18 protein-coding genes and 1 pseudogene are annotated in these 26,629 nt (G+C 62.5%); 6 read left to right on the top strand and 13 right to left on the bottom strand.

The annotated features are described in order from the left end of the window. Positions 1 to 42: 42 nt before the first annotated feature. Both C5N93_RS01450 and C5N93_RS01445 read right to left on the bottom strand, forming a co-directional pair. Positions 43 to 4,698 carry a glutamate synthase-related protein gene (locus tag C5N93_RS01450; protein WP_242558034.1) on the bottom strand — a complete coding sequence of 1,552 codons (4,656 nt, stop codon included), beginning with the start codon at positions 4,696 to 4,698 and terminating at the stop codon, positions 43 to 45. A 470-nt stretch (positions 4,699 to 5,168) separates the two neighbouring features. Beyond that, entirely contained in the window at positions 5,169 to 5,870 is a 702-nt protein-coding gene (locus C5N93_RS01445) for a transposase (protein WP_242558009.1), read from the bottom strand. Between the two features lie 198 nt (positions 5,871 to 6,068). On the opposite strand from C5N93_RS01445, the gene C5N93_RS01440 reads away from it, so the two are divergent. The 3 genes from C5N93_RS01440 to C5N93_RS01430 all read left to right on the top strand — a co-directional run bounded on the left by C5N93_RS01440 (position 6,069) and on the right by C5N93_RS01430 (position 8,617). Further along, positions 6,069 to 6,917 carry an OmpW family outer membrane protein gene (locus C5N93_RS01440; RefSeq protein WP_150722456.1) on the top strand — a complete coding sequence of 283 codons (849 nt, stop codon included), beginning with the start codon at positions 6,069 to 6,071 and terminating at the stop codon, positions 6,915 to 6,917. A 280-nt stretch (positions 6,918 to 7,197) separates the two neighbouring features. Next, positions 7,198 to 7,947 (top strand): OmpW family outer membrane protein, encoded by a 750-nt coding sequence (locus tag C5N93_RS01435; protein ID WP_242558008.1) that lies wholly within the window; start codon positions 7,198 to 7,200, stop codon positions 7,945 to 7,947. 292 nt (positions 7,948 to 8,239) lie between these two features. Next, entirely contained in the window at positions 8,240 to 8,617 is a 378-nt protein-coding gene (locus C5N93_RS01430; protein WP_242558007.1) for a DUF883 domain-containing protein, read from the top strand. Positions 8,618 to 8,767: 150 nt separating this feature from the next. On the opposite strand, the gene C5N93_RS01425 is transcribed toward C5N93_RS01430, so the two are convergent. The 6 genes and pseudogenes from C5N93_RS01425 to C5N93_RS01400 all read right to left on the bottom strand — a co-directional run bounded on the left by C5N93_RS01425 (position 8,768) and on the right by C5N93_RS01400 (position 16,217). After that, positions 8,768 to 9,904 (bottom strand): deoxyguanosinetriphosphate triphosphohydrolase, encoded by a 1,137-nt coding sequence (locus tag C5N93_RS01425; protein ID WP_242558006.1) that lies wholly within the window; start codon positions 9,902 to 9,904, stop codon positions 8,768 to 8,770. 16 nt (positions 9,905 to 9,920) lie between these two features. Beyond that, complete coding sequence (gene aroB / locus C5N93_RS01420; protein WP_150722460.1) at positions 9,921 to 10,997, bottom strand: 3-dehydroquinate synthase; 1,077 nt, start codon at positions 10,995 to 10,997, stop codon at positions 9,921 to 9,923. A gap of 392 nt (positions 10,998 to 11,389) precedes the next feature. Then, a pseudogene (locus C5N93_RS01415) lies at positions 11,390 to 11,908 on the bottom strand (shikimate kinase); the annotation flags it as partial. Then, entirely contained in the window at positions 11,814 to 14,681 is a 2,868-nt protein-coding gene (pilQ, locus tag C5N93_RS01410) for a type IV pilus secretin PilQ (protein WP_242558005.1), read from the bottom strand. The pseudogene C5N93_RS01415 and the gene pilQ, both read right to left, overlap by 95 nt. Next, positions 14,671 to 15,354, bottom strand: coding sequence for a PilN domain-containing protein (locus tag C5N93_RS01405; RefSeq protein ID WP_242558004.1), 684 nt, complete (start codon positions 15,352 to 15,354; stop codon positions 14,671 to 14,673). Before C5N93_RS01405 ends, pilQ begins: the two co-directional genes overlap by 11 nt. Further along, a complete protein-coding gene (locus C5N93_RS01400) occupies positions 15,345 to 16,217 on the bottom strand; it encodes a hypothetical protein (protein ID WP_242558003.1) in 873 nt (290 codons plus the stop codon). Before C5N93_RS01400 ends, C5N93_RS01405 begins: the two co-directional genes overlap by 10 nt. 439 nt (positions 16,218 to 16,656) lie before the next feature. On the opposite strand from C5N93_RS01400, the gene C5N93_RS01395 reads away from it, so the two are divergent. After that, complete coding sequence (locus C5N93_RS01395; protein ID WP_242558002.1) at positions 16,657 to 19,131, top strand: penicillin-binding protein 1A; 2,475 nt, start codon at positions 16,657 to 16,659, stop codon at positions 19,129 to 19,131. Between the two features lie 54 nt (positions 19,132 to 19,185). On the opposite strand, the gene cyaY is transcribed toward C5N93_RS01395, so the two are convergent. Next, positions 19,186 to 19,518: an iron donor protein CyaY gene (cyaY, locus tag C5N93_RS01390; protein ID WP_242558001.1), complete on the bottom strand. Its 333-nt coding sequence runs from the start codon at positions 19,516 to 19,518 to the stop codon at positions 19,186 to 19,188. A gap of 57 nt (positions 19,519 to 19,575) precedes the next feature. Here cyaY and C5N93_RS01385 point away from each other — a divergent pair, with 57 nt between their 5' ends. Continuing rightward, positions 19,576 to 19,803: a lipoprotein gene (locus tag C5N93_RS01385; RefSeq protein WP_242558000.1), complete on the top strand. Its 228-nt coding sequence runs from the start codon at positions 19,576 to 19,578 to the stop codon at positions 19,801 to 19,803. Between the two features lie 126 nt (positions 19,804 to 19,929). After that, positions 19,930 to 21,198 (top strand): diaminopimelate decarboxylase, encoded by a 1,269-nt coding sequence (gene lysA, locus C5N93_RS01380; protein WP_242557999.1) that lies wholly within the window; start codon positions 19,930 to 19,932, stop codon positions 21,196 to 21,198. Here lysA and msrQ read toward each other — a convergent pair. The 4 genes from msrQ to C5N93_RS01360 all read right to left on the bottom strand — a co-directional run bounded on the left by msrQ (position 21,126) and on the right by C5N93_RS01360 (position 26,468). Continuing rightward, a complete protein-coding gene (gene msrQ, locus C5N93_RS01375) occupies positions 21,126 to 21,782 on the bottom strand; it encodes a protein-methionine-sulfoxide reductase heme-binding subunit MsrQ (protein ID WP_242558033.1) in 657 nt (218 codons plus the stop codon). The two genes, lysA and msrQ, sit on opposite strands and share 73 nt — an antisense overlap. 145 nt (positions 21,783 to 21,927) lie before the next feature. Beyond that, the gene (msrP, locus tag C5N93_RS01370) at positions 21,928 to 22,923 is read right to left on the bottom strand and encodes a protein-methionine-sulfoxide reductase catalytic subunit MsrP (RefSeq protein WP_242557998.1); all 996 of its coding nucleotides are present in this window, start codon (positions 22,921 to 22,923) and stop codon (positions 21,928 to 21,930) included. A gap of 213 nt (positions 22,924 to 23,136) precedes the next feature. Then, positions 23,137 to 24,321 carry a c-type cytochrome biogenesis protein CcsB gene (ccsB, locus tag C5N93_RS01365; RefSeq protein WP_069342352.1) on the bottom strand — a complete coding sequence of 395 codons (1,185 nt, stop codon included), beginning with the start codon at positions 24,319 to 24,321 and terminating at the stop codon, positions 23,137 to 23,139. An 11-nt stretch (positions 24,322 to 24,332) separates the two neighbouring features. Further along, on the bottom strand, positions 24,333 to 26,468 hold the full coding sequence (locus C5N93_RS01360; RefSeq protein ID WP_242557997.1) for a cytochrome c biogenesis protein ResB: 2,136 nt from the start codon (positions 26,466 to 26,468) through the stop codon (positions 24,333 to 24,335). Positions 26,469 to 26,629 lie beyond the last annotated feature (161 nt).

The raw sequence follows: 26,629 nt of genomic DNA, 5'->3' as shown, positions 1-26,629 counted from the left end.
TGCGGGGCCCTCACCCCGCGCGGCGTTGCCGCGCCAGCGGACTCAGGCCGCCAGTGCTTGTTTGTCGCCCGCCTTGGCCATTTCGCCCAACGCGCGTTTGTATTCGCTCGGGAACACCTTCACGAACTTGCGGCGTGCGCCGTCCCAGTCTTCGAGCAGCGCCTTGGCGCGCGTGGAGCCCGTGTACTGGAAGTGACGCTCGATGAGCTCGCGCAGCAGCGCCTCGTCCGTCTGGCCGCGATGCCAGAGGCCTTCGCTCACGGTGCGCTCCTGCTCACCGTGCGGCAGCACCGGATCGAGGGCGACCATCGCCGTGTTGCACTTGGCGGCGAACGAGCCGTCGACGTCATACACGTAGGCCACACCGCCCGACATACCGGCCGCGAAGTTACGGCCGGTCTCGCCCAGCACGACCACCGTACCGCCCGTCATGTATTCGCAACCGTGGTCGCCCGTGCCTTCCACGACCGCCGTGGCGCCCGAGTTACGCACGCAGAAACGCTCGCCGGCCACGCCGTTGAAGAACGCTTCGCCTTCGATGGCGCCGATCATCACGGTGTTGCCCACGATGATGTTGTCTTCGGCATTGCCGCGGAAGTCGTTGGTCGGGCGCACGATGATGCGGCCACCCGACAGGCCCTTGCCCACATAGTCGTTACCGTCGCCGACCAGATCCAGCGTGATGCCGCGTGCGAGGAACGCGCCGAAGCTCTGCCCCGCCGTGCCCTTGAGCTGCACGTGGATGGTGTCTTGCGGCAGGCCTTCGTGACCGTAACGCTTGGCCACTTCGCCCGAGAGCATGGCGCCGACCGTACGGTTACGGTTACGCACCGGCTGGATGAACGAGACGTGCTCGCCCTTCTCCAGCGCCGGCAGCGCCTTCTCGATCAGTGCGTGATCGAGCGCACCGGCCAGACCGTGGTCCTGCGTCTCGACGTGCAGACGCGGCACGTCGGCTTCCACTTCCGGCAGATAGAAGATACGGGCGAAATCCAGACCCTTCGCCTTCCAGTGCTCGACACCGGCCTTGGTGTTGAGCAGATCGGCGCGGCCGATCAGGTCGTCGAACTTCGCGATGCCCAGTTGCGCCATGATCTCGCGCACTTCCTCGGCCACGAAGAAGAAGTAATTGACGACATGTTCCGGCTTGCCCTGGAATTTCTTGCGCAGCACCGGATCCTGCGTCGCAACGCCGACCGGGCAGGTGTTCAGGTGGCACTTGCGCATCATGATGCAGCCCTCGACGACGAGCGGCGCCGTCGCGAAGCCGAATTCGTCGGCGCCGAGCAAGGCACCGATCACCACGTCACGGCCGGTCTTCATCTGACCGTCGGCCTGCACGCGAATACGGCCGCGCAGACGGTTGAGCACCAGCGTTTGCTGCGTCTCGGCCAGACCCAGTTCCCACGGCGTACCGGCGTACTTCACCGACGAGAGCGGCGAGGCGCCCGTACCGCCGTCGTGACCGGCGATCACCACGTGATCGGCCTTGGCCTTCGCGACACCGGCAGCCACCGTGCCCACGCCGACTTCCGACACGAGCTTCACCGAGATCGACGATGAAGCATTCACGTTCTTCAGATCGTGAATGAGCTGTGCCAGATCTTCGATCGAGTAGATGTCGTGGTGCGGGGGCGGCGAGATCAGACCCACGCCCGGCACCGAGTAGCGCAGCTTGCCGATGTACTCGGTCACCTTGTGACCCGGCAACTGACCGCCTTCGCCCGGCTTCGCGCCCTGCGCCATCTTGATCTGGATCTGGTCTGCGGAGACCAGATAGTCTGCCGTCACACCGAAGCGGCCCGATGCGACCTGCTTGATCTTCGAGCGCAGCGAGTCGCCGTCTTGCAGTTCGATGTCGGTCTCGATGACGTCGCGACCCACGATCGAAGCGAGCGATTCGCCCTTCTTGATCGGAATACCCTTGAGTTCGTTGCGATAACGACGCGGATCCTCGCCGCCTTCACCCGTGTTCGACTTGCCGCCGATACGGTTCATGGCGACGGCCAGCGTAGCGTGCGCTTCGGTCGAGATCGAGCCGAGCGACATGGCGCCCGTGGCGAAACGCTTCACGATGTCCTTGGCCGACTCGACCTGATCGAGCGGAATCGCGCGTTGCGGATCGACGCGGAACTCGAACAGACCGCGCAGCGTCATGTGACGCTTGCTCTGGTCGTTGATGAGGTTCGCGTATTCCTTGTACGTCTGGTACGAGTTCGAACGGGTCGAGTGCTGGAGCTTGGCGATGGCATCCGGCGACCACATGTGGTCTTCGCCACGAATGCGGAACGCGTATTCGCCGCCGGCGTCGAGCATGTTCGAGAGCACCGGGTTGTCGCCGAAGGCGTCGCGATGCAGGCGCACCGCTTCCTCGGCCACCTCGAAGATGCCGATACCACCGACGTTCGACGCCGTGCCCTGGAAGTACTTCTGGATCAGTTCCTGCGACAGGCCGATGGCTTCGAAAATCTGGGCGCCCGTGTACGACATGTACGTGGAGATGCCCATCTTCGACATGACCTTGTGCAGGCCCTTGCCCACGGCCTTCACGAAGTGCTTGATCGCCTTCTCGGGCGTCAGGTCGCCGCCTTGCTTGCGTGCGATCTGCGCGAGCGTTTCCATCGCCAGGTACGGGTGGACGGCTTCCGCGCCGTAGCCCGCGAGCAGTGCGAAGTGGTGAACTTCACGTGCCGAACCGGTTTCCACCACGAGACCCGTGCTCGTGCGCAGGCCTTGTGCGACCAGGTGCTGGTGCACGGCGGACGTGGCGAGCAGCGCCGGCATGGCGACTTGTTCGCGGTTCGTCAGACGGTCCGAGACGATGAGGATGTTGTAACCCGATTTCACGGCGTCGACCGCTTCGGCGCACAGCGACGCGAGGCGGGCTTCGATGCCTTCCTTGCCCCACGCGACCGGATAGCAGATGTTCAACTCGTACGAGCGGAATTTGCCGCCGGTGTACTTGTCGATGTGACGGATCTTCGAGATTTCCTTGAAATCCAGCACCGGCTGCGACACTTCGAGACGCATCGGCGGGTTGATGTTGTTCGTGTCGAGCAGGTTCGGCTTCGGGCCGATGAACGACACCAGCGACATCACCATGTTTTCGCGGATCGGGTCGATCGGCGGGTTCGTCACCTGCGCGAACAACTGGCGGAAGTAGTGATAGAGCGTCTTATTCTTGTTGCTCATGACCGCGAGCGGGCTGTCGTTGCCCATCGAGCCCACGGCTTCTTCGCCGTTGATCGCCATCGGCGTCATCAGCACCTTCACTTCTTCCTGCGTGTAGCCGAATGCCTGCTGCAAGTCGAGCAGCGGCGTTGCCGTGTCGTGATGCACGCCGGCTTCCTCGACCTTCGGCTCGATCTCGTCGAGCTTGATGCGCACGGCGTCGATCCAGCTCTTGTACGGCTTCGCGTTGGCGAGGTTGTCCTTGAGTTCCTTGTCGTCGATGATGCGGCCCTGATCCATGTCGATCAGGAACATCTTGCCCGGTTGCAGGCGCCACTTCTTGACGATCTTCGACTCGGGAATCGGCAGCACGCCCGATTCCGACGCGAGGATGACGACGTCGTCGTCGGTGATCACGAAACGCGCCGGACGCAGACCGTTACGGTCGAGCGTGGCGCCGATCTGACGACCATCGGTGAACGCGATGGCAGCGGGGCCGTCCCACGGCTCCATCATGGCGGCGTGGTACTCGTAGAACGCGCGGCGGTTCTCGTCCATCAGCGTGTGCTGCTCCCAGGCTTCCGGGATCATCATCATCACGGCGTGGGCGAGCGGGTAGCCGGCCATCGTGAGCATTTCGAGGCAGTTGTCGAACGACGCAGTGTCCGACTGGCCCGGGTAGATCAGCGGCCACAGCTTTTGCAGATCGTTGCCGAGTACGGCCGACGAGATCGCGCCCGTGCGGGCGTTGATCCAGTTCACGTTGCCCTTCACGGTGTTGATTTCACCGTTGTGCGCCACCATGCGGTACGGGTGCGCCAGCTCCCATGCGGGGAACGTGTTCGTCGAGAAACGCTGGTGAACGAGGGCGAGTGCCGAGACAGTGCGCGGATCGGACAGATCGCGGTAGTAGCGGCCGACCTGATCGCACAGCAGCAGGCCCTTGTAGACGATCGTGCGCGCCGACATCGACGGCACGAAGTATTCCTTGCCGTGCTTGAGCTTGAGCGCCTGAATGCGGTGGCTGGCGGTCTTGCGGATGACGTACAGCTTACGCTCGAGAGCGTCCGTCACCATGATGTCCTGACCGCGACCGATGAAGATCTGGCGGATCACCGGCTCGGTGGCCTTCACGTTGGGCGACATCGGCATGTCGCGATCGATCGCGACATCGCGCCAGCCCAGCACGACCTGACCTTCCGCCTTCACGGTGCGCTCCAGTTCCTGTTCGCAGGCCAGGCGCGACGCGTGTTCCTTCGGCAGGAAGATCATGCCCACGCCGTATTCGCCGGCGGGCGGCAGGGTCACGCCCTGCCTGGCCATCTCTTCGCGGAAAAACTGGTCGGGAATCTGAAGCAGGATACCTGCGCCGTCCCCCATCAGCGGGTCGGCACCGACGGCGCCCCGGTGATCGAGGTTCTCGAGAATCTTCAGACCCTGCTCGACGATGGCGTGGCTCTTCACGCCCTTGATGTGCGCCACGAAGCCGACACCGCAGGCATCGTGTTCATTGGCCGGGTCATACATGCCCTGTGCGTCCGGCGCCAAGTACGCCTCACCCGGCAGCGCTGCTGCCGTCGCAATCGGTTGTTGTTTCTTTTCCACGAGTTACACCGTCTCTTGGCGAGGCCGCCGCGCGCATGCTCGTCGCGGTCGACCGGGTTAAGTGGGGTTGGCCGGGCAGGCCAGCGCTGCGGATTCGCGTGCGTCGAAGGTCGTTCTCGTGCGTCGCCACAGGGGGCCGACTCAGCGCGCACGGTTTTCCGCATCGCACCAATCGGCCGAAGTTGGAATATACGCCATGAAATTCACAATGACAAAAGAATTTAAAGGGGTCAGATTCCAATTAAAAACCGCACCAAAAGCAGGCTTGTTTTTATTGGGGTCAGATTAAATTCGCGCGCAAGCGGATCGATAGAAAAATCCGTGATTTCAAATGCTTGGCGGCGAGAGAAAGGGGAAGCGGCAGGCCAGAACCGACCTGCCGAAAAACAACATCAGAGGGCGGGAGGTGTCGATTTGCGGGGACGACCGCGCGTCAGCGGACTCACCCGGCGATTGGCGGCCAGCGACATCCGGGCCTGATACTCGGGTCCGCCGAGGAGCCACCCCTTTTGCGTTGCTGTACGCAATGCGTCCACCTCGTGCGCCGGCAGTGGAATCGAGAACCCCTCTGCGTAAGCCCGTTGACGCTCGAAAGGCGTATTGCCCAGCGCCCAGTAAAGCGCGTGATCGGTCACCAGACTGTCGACGGTCAGGCCGACGTGATGGTTGTAACTCGACCACAGGTAGTTACCCGGAGCATCGACCAGCCCCGCGCGCACCGGATTGAGTTCGACGTAACGGCTGGCGAGCAGCAAATAGTGCTCCGCCTCGATCACCGTGGCGCGATACCGGCCCTCCCATAGGGTGCCAGTGCGCTGATGACGCCGGTTGAAATAGAGCACGTAATAGCGGCCGACCGCCTGCAATGTCGCCGGCAAGCTGCGCTCGTCATTGGGTGTCGCGACCAGGTGCAGGTGGTTCGGCATCATGCACCAGGCATGAATCGCCAGACCATTGGCGCGCGCGGCGTCGCGCAGACGCTCGTGAAAAACGCGCCGATCCTCGTCGTCGACGAAGATGGCCTGCCGGTTATTGCCACGCAGAATCACATGCTGCGGCTGGCGCGGAATAAAGAGTCTCGGTAATCGGGCCATGCTGATTCAAATGTAATGCTTTAAAGCTCGACATCACGATTCACGAGAGAGATTTACCATGAAAAATCTCTTTAAATACTGATATCTAGCCAAACCCCGTCGATTCGTACAAAAGTTCTAGATCCGACGATTGCGCCCTGAAATCCCAAGCGCATAATGCATCGAAAAATAAATAAATAATCTTGGGAGGAAAGACAAATGACAACTCGGACCTATCGGTCCGCGGCGTGCCTTTGCGCGCTCGGACTCGGCATTTCCCTGGCGTCCACCAGCGCCAGTGCACAACAGGCCGGCGACAACGTCGTCAACCTCGGCTGGTTCCACATTGCCCCGCAGGACTCCAGCAAACCCATGACCACCAGCGTCACGCAGGAAGGGCTTACGCCCACCCTCGTGCCTTCGAACTTTACTTCACCTGGCAGCGGCGCGAAGGTCAGCAACGCCGATACCCTCGGCCTGGTCGTCACGCACTTCTTCACCGACAACATCGCGCTGCAAACGGTGGCGGGTGTTCCCGCCAAGTTCAAGCTGACCGGTCAGGGCGTGATTGCGCCCCCAGGACTGGCCGGCGCGCTCACGAGTATCGACCTCGGCGCGGCACAAAACAACCCGATCGTGCAAAGCGTGCGCCAATGGAGCCCGGCGCTCGTGCTTCAGTATTACTTCGGACAAGCCAATTCGACGTGGCGCCCTTTTCTGGGAGTCGGCGTGAGTTACACGTTCTTTACGAACGTGAATCTCAATCCGAGTTTTGAATCGGCGCTGAATCAGAATTTCGGCAGTGTGCTCGCTTTTACTTCCGGTCATAACGGTCCTACGACCGTCGAAGCCAAATCGTCGGCCTCATGGCAACCGGTATTCAATGCCGGCGTTTCTTATGCATTCGACAAGCACTGGGTGGCGAGCGCATCGGTCTCCTACCTGCCACTCAAAACCACTGCGAACATCAAGATCAAGGCGCAGGACGGAACAGTACTCTCGTCCTCGGACGCCGAAATCAAGCTCAATCCGATTGTGACGTTCGTATCGCTCGGCTACAAGTTCTAAACCCAGCAGGCGGGACGCCAATTGCGTTCCGCTATTTGCGGCCAGAATATCGGACTCCGCAGTGAATTCCTAAAGCGTGCCTGACATATAAAGGCGCGCTTTTCTTTCGTCCAGCGCTTTTTTCTAGGGGCATTCCATAGGTCGATGCGCGGATACAACACCATTAGAGCGTGACCTCCAGACTCTTGCTATCCGCCACTTTGCACGGTCGGCATAATGGCCCTGAATTTCATTTAACGAAATTCTCGACAATAAAGAATCTTGAGCAGGAGACGAATCGATGAAGTTGAAGCATTTGACGATTGCTGCCGCGGCTATGCTGACGGCATCGGGGGCCGCCTTCGCACAGCAAGCCGGGGATAACGTTATCAACCTGGGTTGGTTCCATCTCTCGCCCCAGGTTTCGAGTGATCCGCTGCACGTGACCGGTTCGAATGTTCCGGGTCTGGCGGGGCTCGTGAACAGCCGTCTGGGTAATACGGGGGCTCAGGTCGACGACGCAGATACGCTCGGCATCACGCTGACGCACTTCTTCACCGACAACATCGCAGTGGAAGGTGTTTTCGGGATTCCGCCGAAGTTCCGCCTGTACGGTCAGGGCAACCTGGCGCTGCCGGGTGGCGGATCACTGGCGTCGGCCAAGCAATGGAGCCCCGCCCTGTTGCTGAAGTATTACTTCGGTCAGGCTAACGACACGTGGCGTCCGTTCGTCGGTATTGGTGCGAGCTACTTCTTCTACTCGAACATCGAACTGACGCCGGGCTTCCAGTCGCTGGCCAGCAACGCACTGACCGGTGGCCCGGGCGGAAACACGACGGCCTCGCTGACGAACTCCTGGGCACCGGTGTTCAACGCGGGTCTTAACTGGAACGTCGACAAGCACTGGACGCTGGCATTCTCGGTGTCGTACATCCCGGTGAGCACCACGGCCAAGCTGACGACGACCCGTGGCCCGATCACGACGACGAGCGAAGCCAAGGTGAAGCTGAACCCGGTGGTGACGTTCCTGTCGCTGGGCTATCGCTTCTAAGCTGCTGCAGCGCGACGAAAGACGCGTCAAGTTGTACCAAAAACGCCGCCTCGTGCGGCGTTTTTGCATTTCTGGGACTCCCCGCCATCGATCGCCCCCAAGTCAGCGCATTCCGACACCATCTTCAGCCAAACGGCTGCAACTTTCTTTTTTGGCTGGCTGTCTTTCCATGGTGTACGCACGCAAGCGGGTCGCGCCATAATGGCCGCTCGCCTCAGGGTTCCACCGGCGTCGGTCTCCCCCCGGGTCTACCGGACGCCGCATTTCAATACCACCTCTTGGGAGTCTGAAAATGGGAATTACCTCGAAAGCGGAAACGGCCATCAACAGCGGCCTGGAAGATGCACGCTTCGCCGGACGACGCACGGCACGCGCAGCGCGCCTGGCGAGCAGCGATGTGTCCTCCCGCGTAAAGGATTTGCTCGACGATCTGGATCACGCATTGTCCAACGCCAAATCGGCGTCTGACGTCGAAGCACTGCGTGCTGAAATCGGCGACAAGCTGCGTCAGGCGCGCAGCGATTTTGGCGATGCACGTGCCAACTTGCGCCATCGCGCCAACGAAGTCTGGGAAGAAGCCGATGGGTACGTGCATGAACGTCCGTGGCAAACGGTCGGAACGGTAGCGGCGGTCGCGTTGGTCCTCGGCTTTATCGCCGGGCGCAGCTAATCCATCGTTGCGGGATTCGCGACGACGCGCCACGGTTCATCGCGTCGTTGTCGCGGTAGAAAAACAAACAGCCGGCAATTGCTCATTGCCGGCTGTTTGTTTTTGGTGGGCCTGATCGTCTCACGCCCACGCTGTTGGGTTCTTAGTCGCTCAGAGCGTCGGCTCGACGGCGAAAAGTCTTCGGTATTCCTTGATCGCGTAGCGATCCGTCATCCCTGCGACGTAGTGGGCGATCCAGCGAGGCTGATCTGCCGGATTCTCCGGACGGTAGTTCGGCGGCAGCAACCTCGGGTCCGAGAGGAACGCGTCGAACAATTCCTGCACGATGCGCTGTGCCTTCGCGGCCATGCGCATCACGAGATAGTGCCGGTACAGGTTATCGAACAGAAACCGTTTGAGGCTGCCCGCCTGCTCCCGCATTTCGGGGCTGAACGCCACCAGCGGGCCTGAAGCGCGCACGTCATCCATGGAGAATGGCGACGCGTCTGCCACGCGCTGACGCGTCGTCGCAATCAGGTCGACGATCAGCGCGTTGATGATACGGCGGGTGGTTTCGTGCACCAGCCGACGCCCCGAGATGTCCGGCCACTCGCGCCTCGCCTCGGCGCAATAGCGATTCCATAGCGGCACTTCGTCGAGCTGTTCCAGCGCCAGCAAACCCGAGCGCACACCGTCGTCGATATCGTGATTGTTGTAGGCAATCTCGTCCGCCAGATTGGCGATCTGCGCTTCGATGCCCGGCTGGCGCCCCTTGAGAAAGCGCTCGCCCAGTTCACCGAGTCCCCGCGCATTCGCGCGCGAACAATGCTTGAGAATGCCCTCTCGCGTCTCGAAGCAAAGATTCAGGCCGTTGAAACCACCGTAGTGCTCTTCGAGTTCATCGACCACGATGAGGCTCTGAAGGTTGTGCTCGAACCCGCCGTAGTCCTGCATGCACGCGTTCAGCGCGTCTTGCCCGGCGTGACCGAAAGGTGTGTGCCCGAGGTCATGCGCCAGCGCCACCGCTTCGACGAGGTCCTCATTCACCCGCAAATTCCGCGCAATCGAACGGCCGATCTGCGCGACTTCGAGGCTGTGCGTGAGACGCGTGCGAAACAGGTCGCCTTCGTGATTGACGAAGACCTGCGTCTTGTACTCGAGGCGACGAAACGCCGTCGAGTGAATGATACGGTCGCGATCACGCTGGAACTCGGTCCGTGTGGAGGGGGCCGCTTCCGCGAACCGCCGTCCACGTGACGCGTTGGAGCGCGCCGCATATGGGGCAAGCGACGCTTCGTAATCGATCATCGCCAGCCCTCCATGCTCAGACGTTGGCGCGCAGCGTGGCGCGGAGTTCGGCATCGGGCACGCTCGTCATGAACGCTTGCCCCAACCGGTTGAGCAGCACGAAGCGGATATCGCCGCCTTCGGCCTTCTTGTCGACACGCATGAGATCGATGTAACGGTCTTCGCCGAGATCCGGGCCGACGACCGGCAGTTTGGCCGCTGCGACCAGGGCCTTGATGCGGGGCACCATGGCGTCGTCGATGAATCCCAGGCGGGCCGACAGATCGGCGGCCATCACCATACCGCAGCCCACGGCCTCACCATGCAGCCACTCGCCATAGCCGAGCCCGGCTTCGATGGCATGGCCGAACGTGTGCCCGAAGTTCAATGTCGCGCGCAGTCCCTGCTCGCGCTCGTCGCTGGCCACAACGGCGGCCTTGATCTCGCACGAGCGCTGCACGGCATACGTGAGCGCCGCCGTGTCACGACCGTTCAGCAGGTCGATATTGGCCTCGATCCAGTCGAAATACTTCTCGTCGGCAATCACGCCGTGTTTGATGACTTCCGCCATCCCTGCGGCCAGTTCGCGATCGGGCAAGGTGGACAGCGTACCGATATCGGCCAGCACAGCGCTCGGCTGCCAGAACGCACCGATCATGTTCTTGCCCAGCGGATGATTGATCCCCGTCTTGCCGCCCACCGAAGAATCGACCTGCGAGAGCAGCGTCGTCGGTACCTGCACGAAGGGCACGCCGCGCATGTAGCAAGCGGCCGCGAATCCGGTCATATCGCCCACCACGCCGCCGCCCAGTGCGATCAGCGTGGCCTTGCGGTCTGCCTGAGCGCCGAGGAGCTCGTCGAAGATCAGGTTGAGCGTCTGCCAGTTCTTGTGGGCTTCGCCATCGGGCAGCACGGCGGTCACGACACGCTTGCCCAGCCGTTGCAGCGTTTGCGCAACCTGCTCGGCATACAGCGGCGCGACGGTCGTGTTCGTGACGATCACGGCATGCGTGCCGCGAATGTGCGGCGCAAACAACGCGTCCTGCTTCAGCAGTTCCGTGCCGATGTGGATGGGGTAGGCGCGCTCGCCAAGCTCGAGTTTCAGGGTAATCATGCCGCTTTCATGCCACTTGTTGGCTTGTTGTCATGTTCAGCGATAACGGTCGATGTCGGCCGATATCAGCGAGGAAAGGTATCACGCCCGGATAACAGCGGCTCGGAAGGCACCGCACCGCCAGCACTCGTCTGAGGCAAACCGATGTCACCTACGCTCCGCTGTCCCGCGTGCGCTGCGCTCGATATTGCACCGGAAGCACCGGGGGTATCGGTAGTACCGGAGGCATCAGGCATATCGTCACCGGCGCGGTTGGCGTCGTTGACATCCACTTCGCCAACGGCGTCACTGGCGCCGACAGCGGGATGCAGCGACGTCGTATCGCCTTGCGCCCCTTCCGGCATCTCCGAGGCGTCCGACGCCTCAGAAACCGCGAGATCCGCAGCGCTCGGAACGATGCCCGCGACTTCCAACTGCATCAGCACCATGTTGACCAGGGCGTTGACGCTCGGTCGTCCTGTTTCGATGATGAACGTCGCGCATTCGCGGTAAAGCGCATCGCGCTCCTGATAGAGCTGTTCGAGTCGTGCACGCGGATCGGCGGTTTGCAGCAACGGACGATTCTTGTCGCGACGTGTGCGCAACCAGAGGTCATGCGGATTGGCGCGCAGATACACCACCGTTCCGCGCGATTTGATGTACTCGCGGTTTTCCGCGCGCAGCACCGCGCCCCCGCCGGTGGCAAGGACAATTCCGCTGCGTTGAGTGAGTTCGTCGATGGTCTGGGTCTCGCGCTGACGAAAGCCTTCCTCGCCTTCGTGCTCGAAGATGACCGGAATGCGCACGCCGGTACGCGCCTCGATCTCATGGTCGGAGTCATAGAACTGCCGCCCGAGACGTCGCGCGACGGCGCGTCCAACCGTGGTCTTGCCCGCCCCCATCAGTCCGACAAGTATTACGTTTTCCAGCATAAATCGCTGATATTTGGGTTCCAATCCCTGATGATACCGGTATCTGCGTCGGGCGTGCGGAACGCGTCGCCTCGGGGAACACCCCGATGAGACGGGGATGCGCGGCCGGCAGGTCATCGAGAATGGGGCCTGGAACCGGGTCTCGCACGCTCTCCGTCACGGGCTCCGGCAACCGGGAAGGCCCGACAGACGGCCTCCCCATCGGGCGAACAGCCGACGCAAGGCCGCTCGCCTCGGCCGACGCGTCGGCCTCTCGGCTGCCCTCCGGCACCACACTCGGCGTCAGGAATACCAGCAATTCCGTCCGGCGGTCTTCATTGGCGCGGTTACGGAAAAGCGCGCCGAGTAGCGGCACCTCGCCCAACCATGGCACGGCGGCACGGCTGTCTCGGCGCACCTCCTGATAAATCCCGCCGATGGCGACCGTCCCGCCGTTTTCGACCTGGACCTGCGTGCGAACGTGCCGGGTATCGACAGCAAACCCCTCGACCACGGCCTGCCCGACACTGTCCTTTCGTACGTCGACGTCGAGAATCACCTGACCGTCCGGTGTGATCAGGGGAGTGACCTCCAGCCGCAACGTGGCTTTGCGAAACTGGACGGAGGCCACACCGCGACGTCCGCTACGCGTCTGATACGGCAACTCCGTACCCTGCTCGATGAGCGCTTGCACCTTGTCAGCGGTGACGACACGCGGCCGCGATACGACCCGCCCTTGACCGCTGGTCTCCAGCGCAGAGAGTTCCAGTTGCAGAAAGCGGCTTGCGGACCGCCCGAACAGCGTGATCGCGAGGCTTGGCGGCGTCACACCTGCCAGCGCCGCCGCAGACAGCCCGACGTCCATTGCGCTACCCGGTGCGCTCGTTTCATCGCGATTCGTGCCCATACCACCGCCTCCACCTGCCCCGCCAAATCCTCCAGCCTCCCTGTTCCCCCGACTCCCTCCGGCCGCGCCCGTCGAATCGGGTGCGAGTCGGAAATCGCCTGCACCGGTCGCAGCCGGCAGCCGGCCTTCGGTACCCCCTGACCCGGCGCCACCCTGACGCCCGGCAAGCCGCACCCCAAGCGACTCGCTGAACCGGTCATCCGCCTCGACGATGCGCGCCTCGATCAGCACCTGGCGGACAGGAACGTCGATGCGGGCAATAAACGACGCGAGCGCGTCGAGCTTTTCAGGCAGGTCAGTCACGAACAACTGGTTCGTACGCGGATCCGCGATCAGACTGCCACGCGAGGACAACAATCGCTGCCCCTTGCTGTCCTTTTCCCCAAGAATGATGTCTCTCAGCGCCAGCGCACGCGGGTAGTTCAGCGTAAAGCGCCGTGCCGCCAACGGCAGCAGCGCTTCGCGTTTCGCCGCCGCTTCCAGTTGCGTCTGCTCGTCGGCCAGCAAATCAGCGCGAGGCGCGATCCAGTCCACGCCATTGAGCGATTGCACACCGAGTCCCGCACTTCGGATCATGACGTCGAACGCCGTTGCGGCAGACACCCCCTGCACCTCCATGTCGAGACGCCCGGTCACGCGCTCGCCGATGACGACACTGCGCCCGGTCAGACGTGCAAACGCCCTCAACGCATCGCCAGTCTCCACGCCACTGAGTGTCACGTCGACAGAGGTCGTGTCATGCTCAGGAGATGCGCCACCGCGCGTCGGCGCCTGATCGCGCCACGTCGCCGTGAGCCCGGTCGGGCCGGCACGCTGGAGGACGAGATGCCGAGAGCCCAGACGCATCGAACCGACGGGCCCCGCCTCGTCGACCGATGCCGCCGCTGTTGACGCGACCATCGTGACCGCGTCCTGCGCCGCGCGGCGGGTTAGCGGCGTGCGAAAGACATCGATAGTGTCCGAGGGCATTTGCCACTGCCGAGGCGGCACAGGCAACGCGGGCCACGTCAGATTCGCCTGCACGTTGACCCTCCCCCGCTCGGCGGGACGCTGCCAAAGATAGGCGGACACCATGACGGTCAACGTCGCTTCCGTGTCTTCGGAATGGGCCGTGCCGCCCACCGGACCGGTGGGCATTCGAGGCCCTTGAATGGCAAACTGTCCGACCGCAAGGTGGCGCGGCACGGTGTCGATCTCGCCAAGCCAGCCAAGCAAGTTGGCGACAGTCCCCCGAACGCGCATCTCTGCCCGCTCGACCATAAGATCACCGGACGTTTCAGAGGGCCCCGGCCGGGCGAATTCCAGCACCAGCCCCGAACCTGCAACAAGCCGCTCAAGATCGGTACGCCAGGCGGCGACAGCCTCATCTGTGTCGTCGATTTCGTCGTTCGAGTCACTAGCGTCGCTCCGCCCGATCGCGCCCGCATCATTGCGCGTCTCGCCACCCGTCGCCCGCTCCAGCGCAGACGGATCGTGCGATGCCTGCCTCGACATTTCGGTGTCTCCCTCCGTTGTGTCCCCCTCAGCCATCGGTCTGGCGATCGGTAGCAACCGTCGCCAGGCAATCGTCTCCGCCTCTGCATTTCGCAGCCGCGCTGCAAGATCCGGCAGCCGACGCGCCGCGTCGTTGGCTCGTTCCAATGTTTGCCGCTCGACTCCAAGATCGTTCCTCAAGGTCGCCCACGTCGGCAGTCCCACCAGCCACCATATCGACCACGCCAGCGCGAGCCCGGCCATCCCGGCCAGCACCGCCAGCGCCCACTGCACAGACAATGCCCACTCTGCCGGCGAGATAGCCGTCCATCGACGCCATAGCGCGCCCCATCGCTCGCTCATGTCATGAAACGTGTCGCGAACGTCGTCCGGCGGGTGTTTGTCACCGTACATCGGGCACCTCCTCCGTTACCGGCCGATCAACGTCGGCATCGATGTCGGTCACTCCCGCCAACACCACCGGCACAGGCACCTGCCGGAGTTCGATGCGTAACGTGAAACGACGCACGTTGGGCATAGCGGCAGACGCCTGCCCGGCGGCCCATTGCCGTCTGACGCTTTCCGGCACCACGCTCGACTCCACTTCTGCAACCTTGCGCACCCACGGCAACGCGCGCAACCGTTTCTGCGTCTCTCGCACACGCGACTGTGTCGTTGCATACCCCTCCAGTCGCAGGTGCTCGTCGACCGTCTTCACCAACGTCAATCTGACACCGTCGGCACACGCCCTCATGACATCCAGCAATCGCTGTGCGGCAGGTTGCCGCCGCCCGACCAAAGCGGACGTTGCCCTGCGATGCGCCTGCATCTCGCCAAGCTTGCGCACCGTGGTATCGAACGCCCTCACCTCGGCACTCAACTTCTCGCTCGCCGCTCGCAATGCCACGCGTTGCAACTTCGACTCCCGACGTTGATGCTCATCCCAGGCGATGGGCCCCAGCGATGCGAATGCGCCACACGCAGCAATACCCAGCCAGATACGCCATTGACGGCGGAAGTCGCGCTGTCGTCGCTGTGCCAACGTGGGAAGGAAGTCGAGCGGCGGCAATTCAGCACTCATTCGCATGACATGCCTCGTATCGACATGGCACGCAATGCGAGCCCAAACGGCACGGTGAGTACCGTCCGCTGTGCTGGCGCGTGGAAACGTGACATGGAAGAACCTGCGGGCGTCAGATGGCTCAGCGGATCGAAAGCACCGACTTCGACACCACATGTGGCGGCTATGGCGACGCAGATATCCTCAAGTTCGCTCGGACTTGCCCCTCTCGCCGTCACGTGAAGGATTTGCGGGACGACAGGCAACGCCCCCAACAACGTCCGCACTACGCTTGCCAGGGCTTCTGAATGGGCATTGACGCCGTCAAACCGCTCGCGAACGTCTGCGACACATGTCTGCCCGTTGAAAACCGCCAGATCGACCTCCTGCGCGTCGATCTGTAGCAACGCGACGGGCGGGACATTTGAATGTGCCGCCGACGCGGATTCCGGCTGCGATACGCCATGCATTTTCGTTCGGGCCCATCGGAATGCCCGACGCCCCGCCCTGTGCGCCGCATCCATCGCATGCGTGCGCAGCCCCGCCATTTCCAGCACGGCAACCCTGTCATCCGCCAACGCCGCTTCACACGCGTACAACCTAAGGCGATGACTGCCGGGCTCGGCCCACGTCACACCGACACGGCTTCTCGAATCGACAGTGCCGTCGCCGGGCAACAGCAGGGCAGCGCGCCGCTCGCACCATGCACGTAGCGCGCGCGGCGGCAGATCAGCGGGATAGTCGATGACCTGGCTCCTGAGTCCCTGCGAGGGAAGCGCCATGACAATCGTGTCACCCTGCAAGTCCTGCGGTTCGATTTCCAGCCGCTCCAGCAACTCGCCCAGCCTGCGTGCCAATGCTTCCGGCTTGGCAATCTGTGCGCCGTTCAACATGCCATCGTCGATGACAGCACTCCCACAAGCACTCAGACCCCACGGCTCTCCCCCTGTCGTGCGTGCCATGCGAACGAATTGCATACCCCCCGCGTCAAAGTGAATACCGCAAGCGCCGCCGTCGTTGCGGGGCAACGCCGCCGCCAGTTGATTGCCCACGTAACGCACACCGCGCAAAATCGCTGCGACCATGATCTCCTCCCGTCTCTCGCCCTATCGATGCGATCGATGCTAGCGGGCACGGTGCGACCGTCCAATCGGACGATTCCGAATCTCGGCGTTAGCACGGCGAGAAAAATGCGCTTTCGGAATTTGCGCCGTTTTTCACTCGGCGGATTCTTAGTCCTCATAGGCGCGAACTCCGATTTCGGGGAGCTGCCGAGGGAGGTCACGGGTCGTTCGTTATAATCGGCCCATCGTTTTTTCCGGTTCCCCCATGGCAAGCACACCCCAAACCGAGACACCCCGCGACAAGCGCCCGCCCAAACCGCGCCGCTCCATCTGGCTGCGCCTCGCCCTTTGGTTCGTAGGCCTTATCGCCGCGATGGTCGTATGTGGCGCGTTGCTCGCGGGGTACATCCTGGTGGTGATGACGCCGCAATTGCCGTCGCTGGACACGATCGTCGATTACCGGCCGAAGATTCCGCTGCGTATCTATACGGCCGACGAGATCCAGATCGGTGAATTCGGCGAGGAGCGCCGCAATCTCGTGCGCTTTGCCGACATCCCCGATGTCATGAAGAAAGCCGTGCTCGCCATCGAGGACGATCGCTTCTATCAGCACGGTGGCGTCGACTTCATCGGCATCTTCCGTGCGGGCGTCGCCAACTTCACGCGTGGCGGCTCGTCGCAAGGGGCCAGTACGATCACCATGCAGGTGGCGCGCAACTTCTTCCTGTCGAGCGAGAAGACATACACGCGCAAGATTTACGAGGCGCTGCTCGCCTACAAGATTGAATCGCGTCTGTCGAAGGATCAGATTCTCGAGCTGTACATGAATCAGATCTATCTCGGCGAGCGTGCTTACGGCTTCGCCAGCGCGGCCCGCGTGTATTTCGGCAAGGACCTCAAGGACATCACGCTCGCCGAAGCCGCGATGCTTGCCGGACTCCCGAAGGCACCGTCGGCCTATAACCCGATCGTCAATTACAAGCGCGCTCGCGTGCGTCAGGAATACATCCTCAAGCGGATGTATGACCTTGGGTATGCCTCGAAAGCCGAATACGAGCAGGCCATCGCGCAGGAACTGGTGGTGCGCGGGCTGGGTAGCGAATTCAGCGTGCATGCCGGCTATGTCGCCGAAATGGTCCGTCAGTTGCTCTACGCACAGTTCAAGGACGAGATTTACACGCGCGGCTTCAACGTCTACACGACGATCAATTCGGCCGATCAGGAAGCGGCTTACGAAGCACTGCGTGCGGGCGTCATGGCGTATGAACTGCGCCACGGCTATCGTGGCCCGGAAGCCAACATCGATTTGCCGAGTGACAAGGACGAGCGCGAACAGTTGATCGACGACACACTGGTCGAGCATCCGGACAGCGGTGACATGGTCGCGGCGGTCGTACTGTCGGCAGCCCCGCAGCAGGTCAAGGCGGTTCTGCTCAACGGCGACGACGTCACCGTCACGGGCGACGGGCTGCGCTTTGCAGCAGCCGGTCTGAGCGCCAAGGCGCAACCGAAGCAGAAGATTCGCCCGGGCTCGGTCATCCGCGTCACGAAGGACGCGAAGGACAACTGGCGCATCGTGCAGATGCCGGACATCGAAGCGGCGTTCGTGTCGCTCGATCCGCAAAACGGCGCCATCCGCTCGCTGGTCGGGGGCTTCGACTTCAACCGCAACAAGTTCAACCACGTGACGCAAGCATGGCGTCAGCCGGGATCGAGCTTCAAGCCGTTCATTTACTCGGCTGCGCTCGAGAAGGGTTTTGCCCCCGCCACGATCATTAACGACGGCCCGCTGTATTTCTCGGCGGCGCAGACGGGCGGGCAGCCGTGGGAGCCGAAGAACTATGGTGGCGGTTTCGACGGACCGGAGCCGATGCGCGTCGCACTCATGCGCTCACGCAACCTCGTGTCGATCCGCATCCTGCAAAGCATCACGCCGGGGTATGCGCAGAAGTTCATCGGCCGATTCGGCTTCGAGGCGGACAAGCATCCGGCCTACCTGCCGATGGCACTTGGCGCAGGCATGGTCACGCCGCTGCAAATGGCTAGCGGTTATGCCGTGTTCGCGAATGGCGGCTTCCGGGTGAACCCCTTTATCGTGGCGCGCATCACCGACTCGAAGGGCAACGTGATCATGGAGGAGAAGCCGACGCCGGCCGGTGACGAGTCGATTCGGGCGATCCCGGCACGGAACGCGTTCATCATGAATTCGATGCTGCACGACGTGGCGACACGCGGCACTGCGGCCAAGACCAACGCACTCAAGCGCAGCGATCTCGCCGGCAAGACCGGGACGACGAACGATTCCCACGACGCGTGGTTCGCCGGCTATCAATCTCAGTTGGTGGGCGTTGCGTGGATCGGCTTCGATCAACCGCGCAATCTGGGGGACCGCGAAACCGGTGGCGGTCTGGCACTGCCGATCTGGATCGACTACATGTCGAAGGCGTTGCGCGGGGTGCCGGAGTCGACCCGTGCGATTCCGCCGGGCGTCATTCAGGCCAATGGGGACTATTTCTACGACGACTATCCGCCGGGACGCGCCGTCAGCACGGTGGGGCTGAGCGCTGACACGGCACCGGACGGCTCGGCATCTCCGGGACCGTCGGGCGCGCTGCCCGGCCAGATGCCGGCTCAGCCGGGCGCGGTACCTGCACCGTCGCACGCGCCGTCACCGGCACCAGCGCCGGTCGATCGTCAGGAGCGACAACGCATCCTGGATATGTTCAACAGCAAGCCCTGATATCGCTCAGGGCTTGCGGACTGGCTTGGGGGCGGCCGTTAGGCCGGTAACTCCTCAGCCAGCCTGAAACGTCACCGTCTCACCGGCTTGCTGCGATGCGAAGCGCGACAGGGCTTCGAACAACTCGGAGTCGTCGCGCGTATCGCGCCATTTGTCGCCTTTCAGGCGGAAATGGAAACCGCCCGAACGCGCAGCGATCCAGATCTCGCTCATCGGCGTTTGCACGTTGACGATGATCTTGCTGCCATCGTCGAATTCGAGCGTCAGTACGTTGCCCGTACGCTCGCAATCGATATCCACGTCGCTATTGTCGACCACGCCTTCGACAGCCGCTTCGACCTGCGCCAGCACTGCCTCTGCGAGCGCCAGGAATTCACTTTCCGTCATGCTAAACTCCACGGTTTGCGTCATCGTTTGCATGCCGCACCACGCGGCGATACCCCCATGACTGCACCTATTCGAACCTGCGCGATTGTAGCGTCGATTGCCCTTTTGAGCGCACTGGCCGGTTGTGGCCAGGCTGGCCCGCTGTACCTCCCGGCGCGCCCCGTGAAACCGACGCCACCGCCAGGTGCGCCGGTCCCGCCGCCGCCGCGTGTGGCCGAGCCGCAGCGCGGACCGTCGGTCGATGTGCCGCCGGCAACCGTGCAACCGCCGGCCAAGCCGGAGTGAGCGGAATAAGCGAAAATTTGCCGACGATGGCCGACATCCGCGAGATCGGCCTCGACGCGCCGAGGCGAAATCCCCCCGACGCGACCGGCGCCCCCTAGTTGCCCAGTTGATTACCGAGTTTCTGCGATGTCCGACGCCATTTTCTCCTACCGCGACGACGTACTCCACGCCGAGGGCGTAGCCCTCCCCGCGCTTGCCGAACGCTTCGGCACCCCGCTCTACGTCTATTCGAAGGCGGCCCTGACGCAGGCCTATCAGGCCTATGCCAAAGCATGCGAAGGCCGTAACGCGGCGGTGCACTACGCAGCCAAGGCCAACTCGAACCTCGCAGTGCTCGGCGTCTTCGCCAAACTCGGTGCAGGCTTCGACATCGTGTCGGCCGGCGAACTCGCGCGTGTCATCGCCGCGGGTGGCGATCCCAGGCGCGCCGTGTTTTCCGGTGTCGGCAAGCACGCGGACGAAATGCGCTACGCATTGGAAAAGGACGTGTTCTGCTTCAACGTGGAATCGCGCCCGGAACTCGACCGGCTCAATGCAGTGGCGGGGCAGATGGGCAAGCGTGCACGTGTCTCGTTGCGCGTGAATCCGAACGTCGACGCCAAGACGCACCCCTATATTTCCACAGGCCTGCGCGGCAACAAGTTCGGCGTGGCCTATGAAGAAGCGTTCGACGCCTATCGTGCGGCGGCCGCCATGCCGCACCTCGAAGTTGTCGGCATCGATTGCCACATCGGGTCGCAAATCACCGAGATCTCACCGTATCTCGACGCCACCGACAAGGTCCTCGATCTCGTCGAAAAGCTCGAAACCGCAGGTATCTCGCTGCATCACATCGACGTGGGGGGTGGTCTGGGCATCACCTATACGGACGAAACCCCGCCGGATATCACGGCATTCGCCACGACGCTGCTCGACCACATCGCCAAGCGCGGTCACGGCCATCGGCAGGTGCTGTTCGAACCGGGCCGCTCGCTCGTGGGTAATGCCGGTGTACTGCTCACGCGCGTGGAATTCCTCAAGCACGGCGAGACCAAGAACTTTGCCATCGTCGACGCGGCGATGAATGATCTGGCGCGTCCGGCAATGTACGAGGCGTATCACCGCATTGACCCGGTCGCACGCCGCACGGGCGAGGCAAGTACCTACGATGTCGTCGGCCCCGTTTGCGAAAGCGGTGACTGGCTCGGTCGCGACCGGGCGCTGGCCATCGAGCCGGATGATCTGCTCGCGATTCGCTCGGCCGGCGCTTACGGCTTTACGATGAGCTCCAACTACAACACGCGTCCGCGTGCGGCCGAAGTCATGGTCGATGGCAACGACGCCTATCTCGTGCGCGAACGCGAGACGGTCGAATCGCTGTTTGCCGGCGAGCGACTGCTGCCCGGCAACGTCTGAGTTCGCGGCCTGCGCAGCGCCCAGATCACGCGGGCGCCAAGCAGGCCCGCCACAACGATCGCATAGATCGCCGGTTGGGCAAGGTCGTTCTTGCCCGCCTTCATCCACCAGTAATGCAGGATCGCTAGCACGGCAATCGCGTAAATCGCGCGATGCAGTTGTTGCCAGCGCCGCCCGCCCAGCCATCGCACCATCGCGTGCGGGGACGTCAGCGCCAGCGGCACCATCAGCACGAACGCCGCAAACCCCACGGTGATAAACGGGCGTTTGCCGGTGACGTCGCGCAAGATACTCGTCCAGTCAAACCACTGATCCAGCCAGAAATACGTCGCGAAATGCAGCGCGCCGTAGAAAAACGCGAACAGTCCGAGCATGCGTCTGCATCGCAATAACCAGGTCATGCCGGTCATGCGGCGCACGGGGGTGATGGCCAGCGTGATGCAGAGCATCACCAGCGTCCAGGTCCCTGTCGATCGGGTGATGAATTCGACGGGATTTGCGCCCAACTGGTCCGTCGCGCCATAGATGACAAGCCGCAGCAGCGGCACCAGCGCGAGCAGGAAAACCACCGCTTTGACCCACACGAGCCAGCGTTGCGCGGGACGCCTGGTAACGCCGGCACGGGTCGCCGGGCCGACTGTCGGTGTCGCTTGCGCATCGTTGCGCCCGTGCCCGGGCTCGCCGGACGAATGAGAAGGGGATGTCGGCACGGCGTATCCGCTGGGAAGCTCAGAAGAATTTGCGCAGATCCATGCCCTGATACAGGCTGGCGACCTGTTCACCGTATCCGTTGAACATCAGTGTCTTGCGCTTGGGGGTGAAAATGCCGCCGTCGCCAATGCGACGTTCGGTAGCCTGACTCCAGCGCGGATGATCGACTTCCGGATTCACGTTCGAGTAGAAACCATACTCGTCCGATGCGGCACGATTCCAGCTCGTCAGCGGCATTTTCTCGACGAAACGGATCTTCACAATGGACTTGGCACTCTTGAAGCCGTATTTCCAGGGCACCACCATGCGTACCGGCGCGCCGTTCTGATTCGGCAATACCTCGCCATACAGACCGAACGTCAGCAGCGAGAGCGGGTGCATGGCTTCGTCCATCCGCAAGCCTTCCACATACGGCCAGCTCAACACCGGATACGACAGCCCGGGCATCTGCTTCGGATCGGCCAGCGTGACGAACTCCACGTATTTCGCGTTGCCCGTGGGCTGCACCTGTTTGATGAGCTCGGACAGCGAGTAACCAATCCACGGAATGACCATCGACCAGCCTTCCACGCAGCGGTGCCGATAGACGCGCTCTTCGAGCGGCGCCAGTTTGAGCAACGCATCGAGGTCGTAGACCTTCGGCTGTTTCACCGCTCCCTCGATGGCCACCTGCCACGGACGCGGCTTGAGCGTGCCTGCACGCCGCGCCGGGTCGGACTTGTCGGTGCCGAATTCGTAGAAGTTGTTGTAGGTGGTGACATCCTTGATGTCGGTCGGCTTGTCGGTGACGACATATCGCGTATTGCGTGTCGCCGCGAGCTTGCTCAGTCCGGTGCCCGGGCTGTCAGCCGCAAAGGCCCCCGAAGGCAGGAGGCCCAGCGCGGCGCCCCCCAGGCCCGTCAACCCGACGCTCGAAGCCTGCAGGAAACGCCGCCGCCCGGTCGCCACGTCACGCGGCGTAATGTGGCTAGCCGGGATGTTCGCCCCGCGCAGAAGCGACTTGTTCGTACTCATGATGCGCCCTCCAGGCTCGCCTGATGTGCCGATATTGCCGAGATGCCTCGTGCCCGGTATGACTGACGCGCGATTGACGTCGTTCCCGAGGTGACACTGCGGGAAATCATACGTCACGATGAAAAAAGCCGCCGGCACCTCGGTGCGGCGGCTTTTCGAGCCCGAACGGCCTGGATCGCCCGGATCGTCAAATTCAGACGCCAGCCTTATGCGTCAGAGCTGTCCGTAACTATGCAATCCCGACAGGAACATGTTCACGCCAAGGAACGCAAACGTCGTGATCAGCAGCCCCGTCAGCGACCACCACGCGGCGACCACGCCACGCAGCCCCTTCATGAGGCGCATGTGCAACCACGCTGCGTAGTTCAGCCAGACGATCAGTGCCCACGTCTCCTTGGGATCCCAGCTCCAGTAGCCGCCCCAGGCGTCTGCCGCCCAGAGTGCGCCGAGAATCGTCGCAATCGTGAAGAACGCAAAACCGACGGCGATCGCCTTGTACATCACATCGTCGAGCAATTCGAGCGATGGCAGGCGCGACGAGAAGAACCCGCTATCGAGCGGCTTGCCCTTCGCAACCAGACGCTTGTTTTCACTCGACTTGAGCAGATACGCCACGGCCACCATCGCCGCCAGTGCAAACGTGCCATAGCCGATGAAGTTCGCCGGCACGTGGATCTTCATCCACCAGCTCTGAAGCGCGGGTACCAGCGGCTGAATCTCGTAAGCGCTGCGCGCCACGCTGTACCAGAGGTTGAAACCCACGGCCGCGCTGATCACCAGCAACACGAACGGTCCGAGCGAGCGCGTTTCGTAGCGTTGCTCGTAATACAGGTAAAACAGCGCCGTGATCAGGCAGAACAGCACGAACACTTCGTACAGGTTCGAGATGGGGATGTGACCGACGTCCGCGCCGACGAGATACGACTCGTACCAACGCACCATCATGCCGGTGAAGCCGAGCAGCACGGCCGCCCAGCACAACGACGAGCCCACACTCGCCCCGAACGGCGAACGGGCCAGCAGGCCGCCCCAGTAGAAGAGTGTCGACAGGAAAAACAGCGCGCTCATCCACAGAATGGCGGACTGACTGGACAGAAAGTACTTCAGAAAGAAGGCCTGATCGGCGCGCGCGAGATCATGGTGATACATCCCGATGCCCGAAAGCGCGAGGATTGCGATCCCGGCCATCAGCCAGCGCACTGAGCGCCAATGCCAGCCAAGCACGGCAAAGGTCGGCACCGCGAGCACCAGAATCGTGTGCTCGTAGTAATCCATGTAGTGACCGTAGCGGTTGAGCGCGAAACCCGCACCGATTGCCAGCGCAAGCGCGAACAACCAGTCGCCGATACTGCGGCGGCGCAGCCACGAGATCTCTGAATAGCCCTGGGATAACTCCATCTGTCTCACCCTCATCGTTTTGTGACGATCTCGTCCATCTCCGCCTTCGTGCGGGCGAATTCCTTTTCGAAGTCCAGTGTGCGACGCGTCGTCGACACCGCCATCAACACCGAACTGCCACCCTCCGGCGTGTCCTTGACCCACAGCCACAAACGCCGCTCGCGCACGTAGAACATCGAGAAAATGCCGAGCACCAGCAGTAAGCTGCCAAGATACACGATCTTTTTACCCGGGGATCGCGTGAGCTGGAAGACGCTGGCCTGGATTTGCTCGAACGAATCGAGCTGCAGGAAGACCGGTGCGTCGTACAGGAAATTGTCGGACAGCGCGTTGGTAGCCGTGTGCACGAATCGCTCGCTCTCCGGCGCCGGCGCCATTTCGGGCTGACCGGCCTTCTCGCGGGCGACCTGCCAGAGCTGCCAGATCGCGCCGTCCAGAATGCGTCGGAACATGACCGCTGCGTTCGACTGCTGCTCCGGCGGTACCTTCTCGTTCACGAATTCGGCGATCGCCTGCAAACCGCCCGTAGCATGGCCATCCTTGCTCGCCGGAATCGCCCCCGCGAACAGATCCAGCTCACGCTTGGCACTCTCCTGCAACTGACCACGCAGTTCGGCAGACGTTTGCGCCGGCAGCGACTGCGCCGCGAACCGACGCGCAGCCTCGCCGCGGGCACCGTCATCCTGAAGGGCGGCGCGCAACAGCATCCATTGTTTGACGGAGCCATCGGCGTCCGCCGGGATGCGCAGATACTGGAACGGGCCATCCGGGGTGTCACGCACCCCCGTCATGAATACACGCTCGCCGTCTTCCACCAGAATCGGCAGCATGTAATTGCGGTACTCCTTCGCCTGACCGCTACGGTCGCGTACCTTGTACTGCACGGACGGGCCGACGTTGCGCAGGTCCTTGCTCAGATCGGAGCGCGCGCCGGAACCGAGTTGCGCACTCAGGTCATCGCGCAGCGACTTGCGGGCCACGCCGCGCACGTCGCGCTCGCCGCTGCCATTGCTGATGTTCTCGACGTTGATGGCGCGGAAGTCGCTGAACTCGACCGTGTACTCGTCCTTGCCGGCCGCACCGCCGCGCAGTTGGGTCGAGCCGCCGATGTCGCCGGAAAACGCGAAGGTGCGATCCGTCGCGCCGTGCATGGGGTAACCGGTGAGCTTCAGTTTGCTGCCGCCGTCCTCGAAGCTCGACTGATAAATCGCCACGCCCTTGTAAATGAAAGGCTCGTTGACCTTCACGGTCGCATCCATCGTCTTGCCGGTCTCGGGATCGGTCACCACGATGTCGCTCGCGAAGAGCTTGGGCATGCCGGTCGAGTAGTAATCGACGTGGAATTTCTTCAGTTCGATGGCGAACGGCAGATCCTGCACCACCGAGCCATCCTGAAAATTCAGAATCGCCGTCGTCGATTTGCCGCCTTCCGGCACGAATGCGTAGCCGCGGAAAGCGGGGTTGTTCGGCGAAAGACGATGTGTCTCCGGAATCTGCGCGATCACTGCATTGCCTTGCAGCGGCGATTTGCCGAACAGCGCCATCTGGGCACGAATCAGCAGATCGCTGTCCACGAGGCCACCCAGACAGATGATGACGATCGCACTGTGCGCGAAGATGTAGCCGATCTTGTTGATCGCCCCGGCTTTCGCGGCCACGAGCGTCGCGCCTTCGCGCTCACGCACGACGAAGCGGTAACCGCGATGTCCGAGATAGCCCGTCACCCGCTTGAGCAGATCGACACGCGACAACGGCCCGACGTATTCGGCCTTGTGACCGAACGCACGCAGGCTGCCTTCGCGCACGTGATCGCGCCAGCTCCGAATGTCCGCGATCATCTTCGGCGCGTTGCGCACGATGCACAGCGTCGTCGACGCCATCAGGAAGAAGAGGATCAGCAGGAACCACCACGAGCTGTACACGGTGTACAGCCCGAGCGAGCGAAAGACGTCGGCCCAGAACGGACCGAACTGATTGACGTAATTGGGGTAAGGGTCGCCCTGCTTGAGCACGGTGCCAACGATGCTGGCAATCGCGAGCACGGTGAGCAGACTGATGGCGAAGCGCATCGAGCTGACCAGCTCGACGCCGTCGCGCACCCATCGTTGCGCTCCCTTGATCTGCATTCCGGAGGTACTGATGCTCATCCTGTTTCCGACAACAAAAAAGGGCGGGGACGCGTATCTCACGCGCCCGCCACCCTGTGTATGCTAAACCAGTTCGCTCCCGTCGCTCTGCGGCGCCGTGACTGGTTTCGTTATAAGTCAGCGAATATACCCTGACGTTCACATGGTGTCAGGGCAGGGCT

The sequence above is a fragment of the Pandoraea sp. LA3 genome (assembly GCF_022696215.1).
In the GTDB taxonomy this organism is placed as follows: domain Bacteria; phylum Pseudomonadota; class Gammaproteobacteria; order Burkholderiales; family Burkholderiaceae; genus Pandoraea; species Pandoraea capi.
The sequence above is the reverse complement of the archived record's forward strand: the minus strand, read 5'-3'. Positions and strand labels throughout refer to the sequence as shown.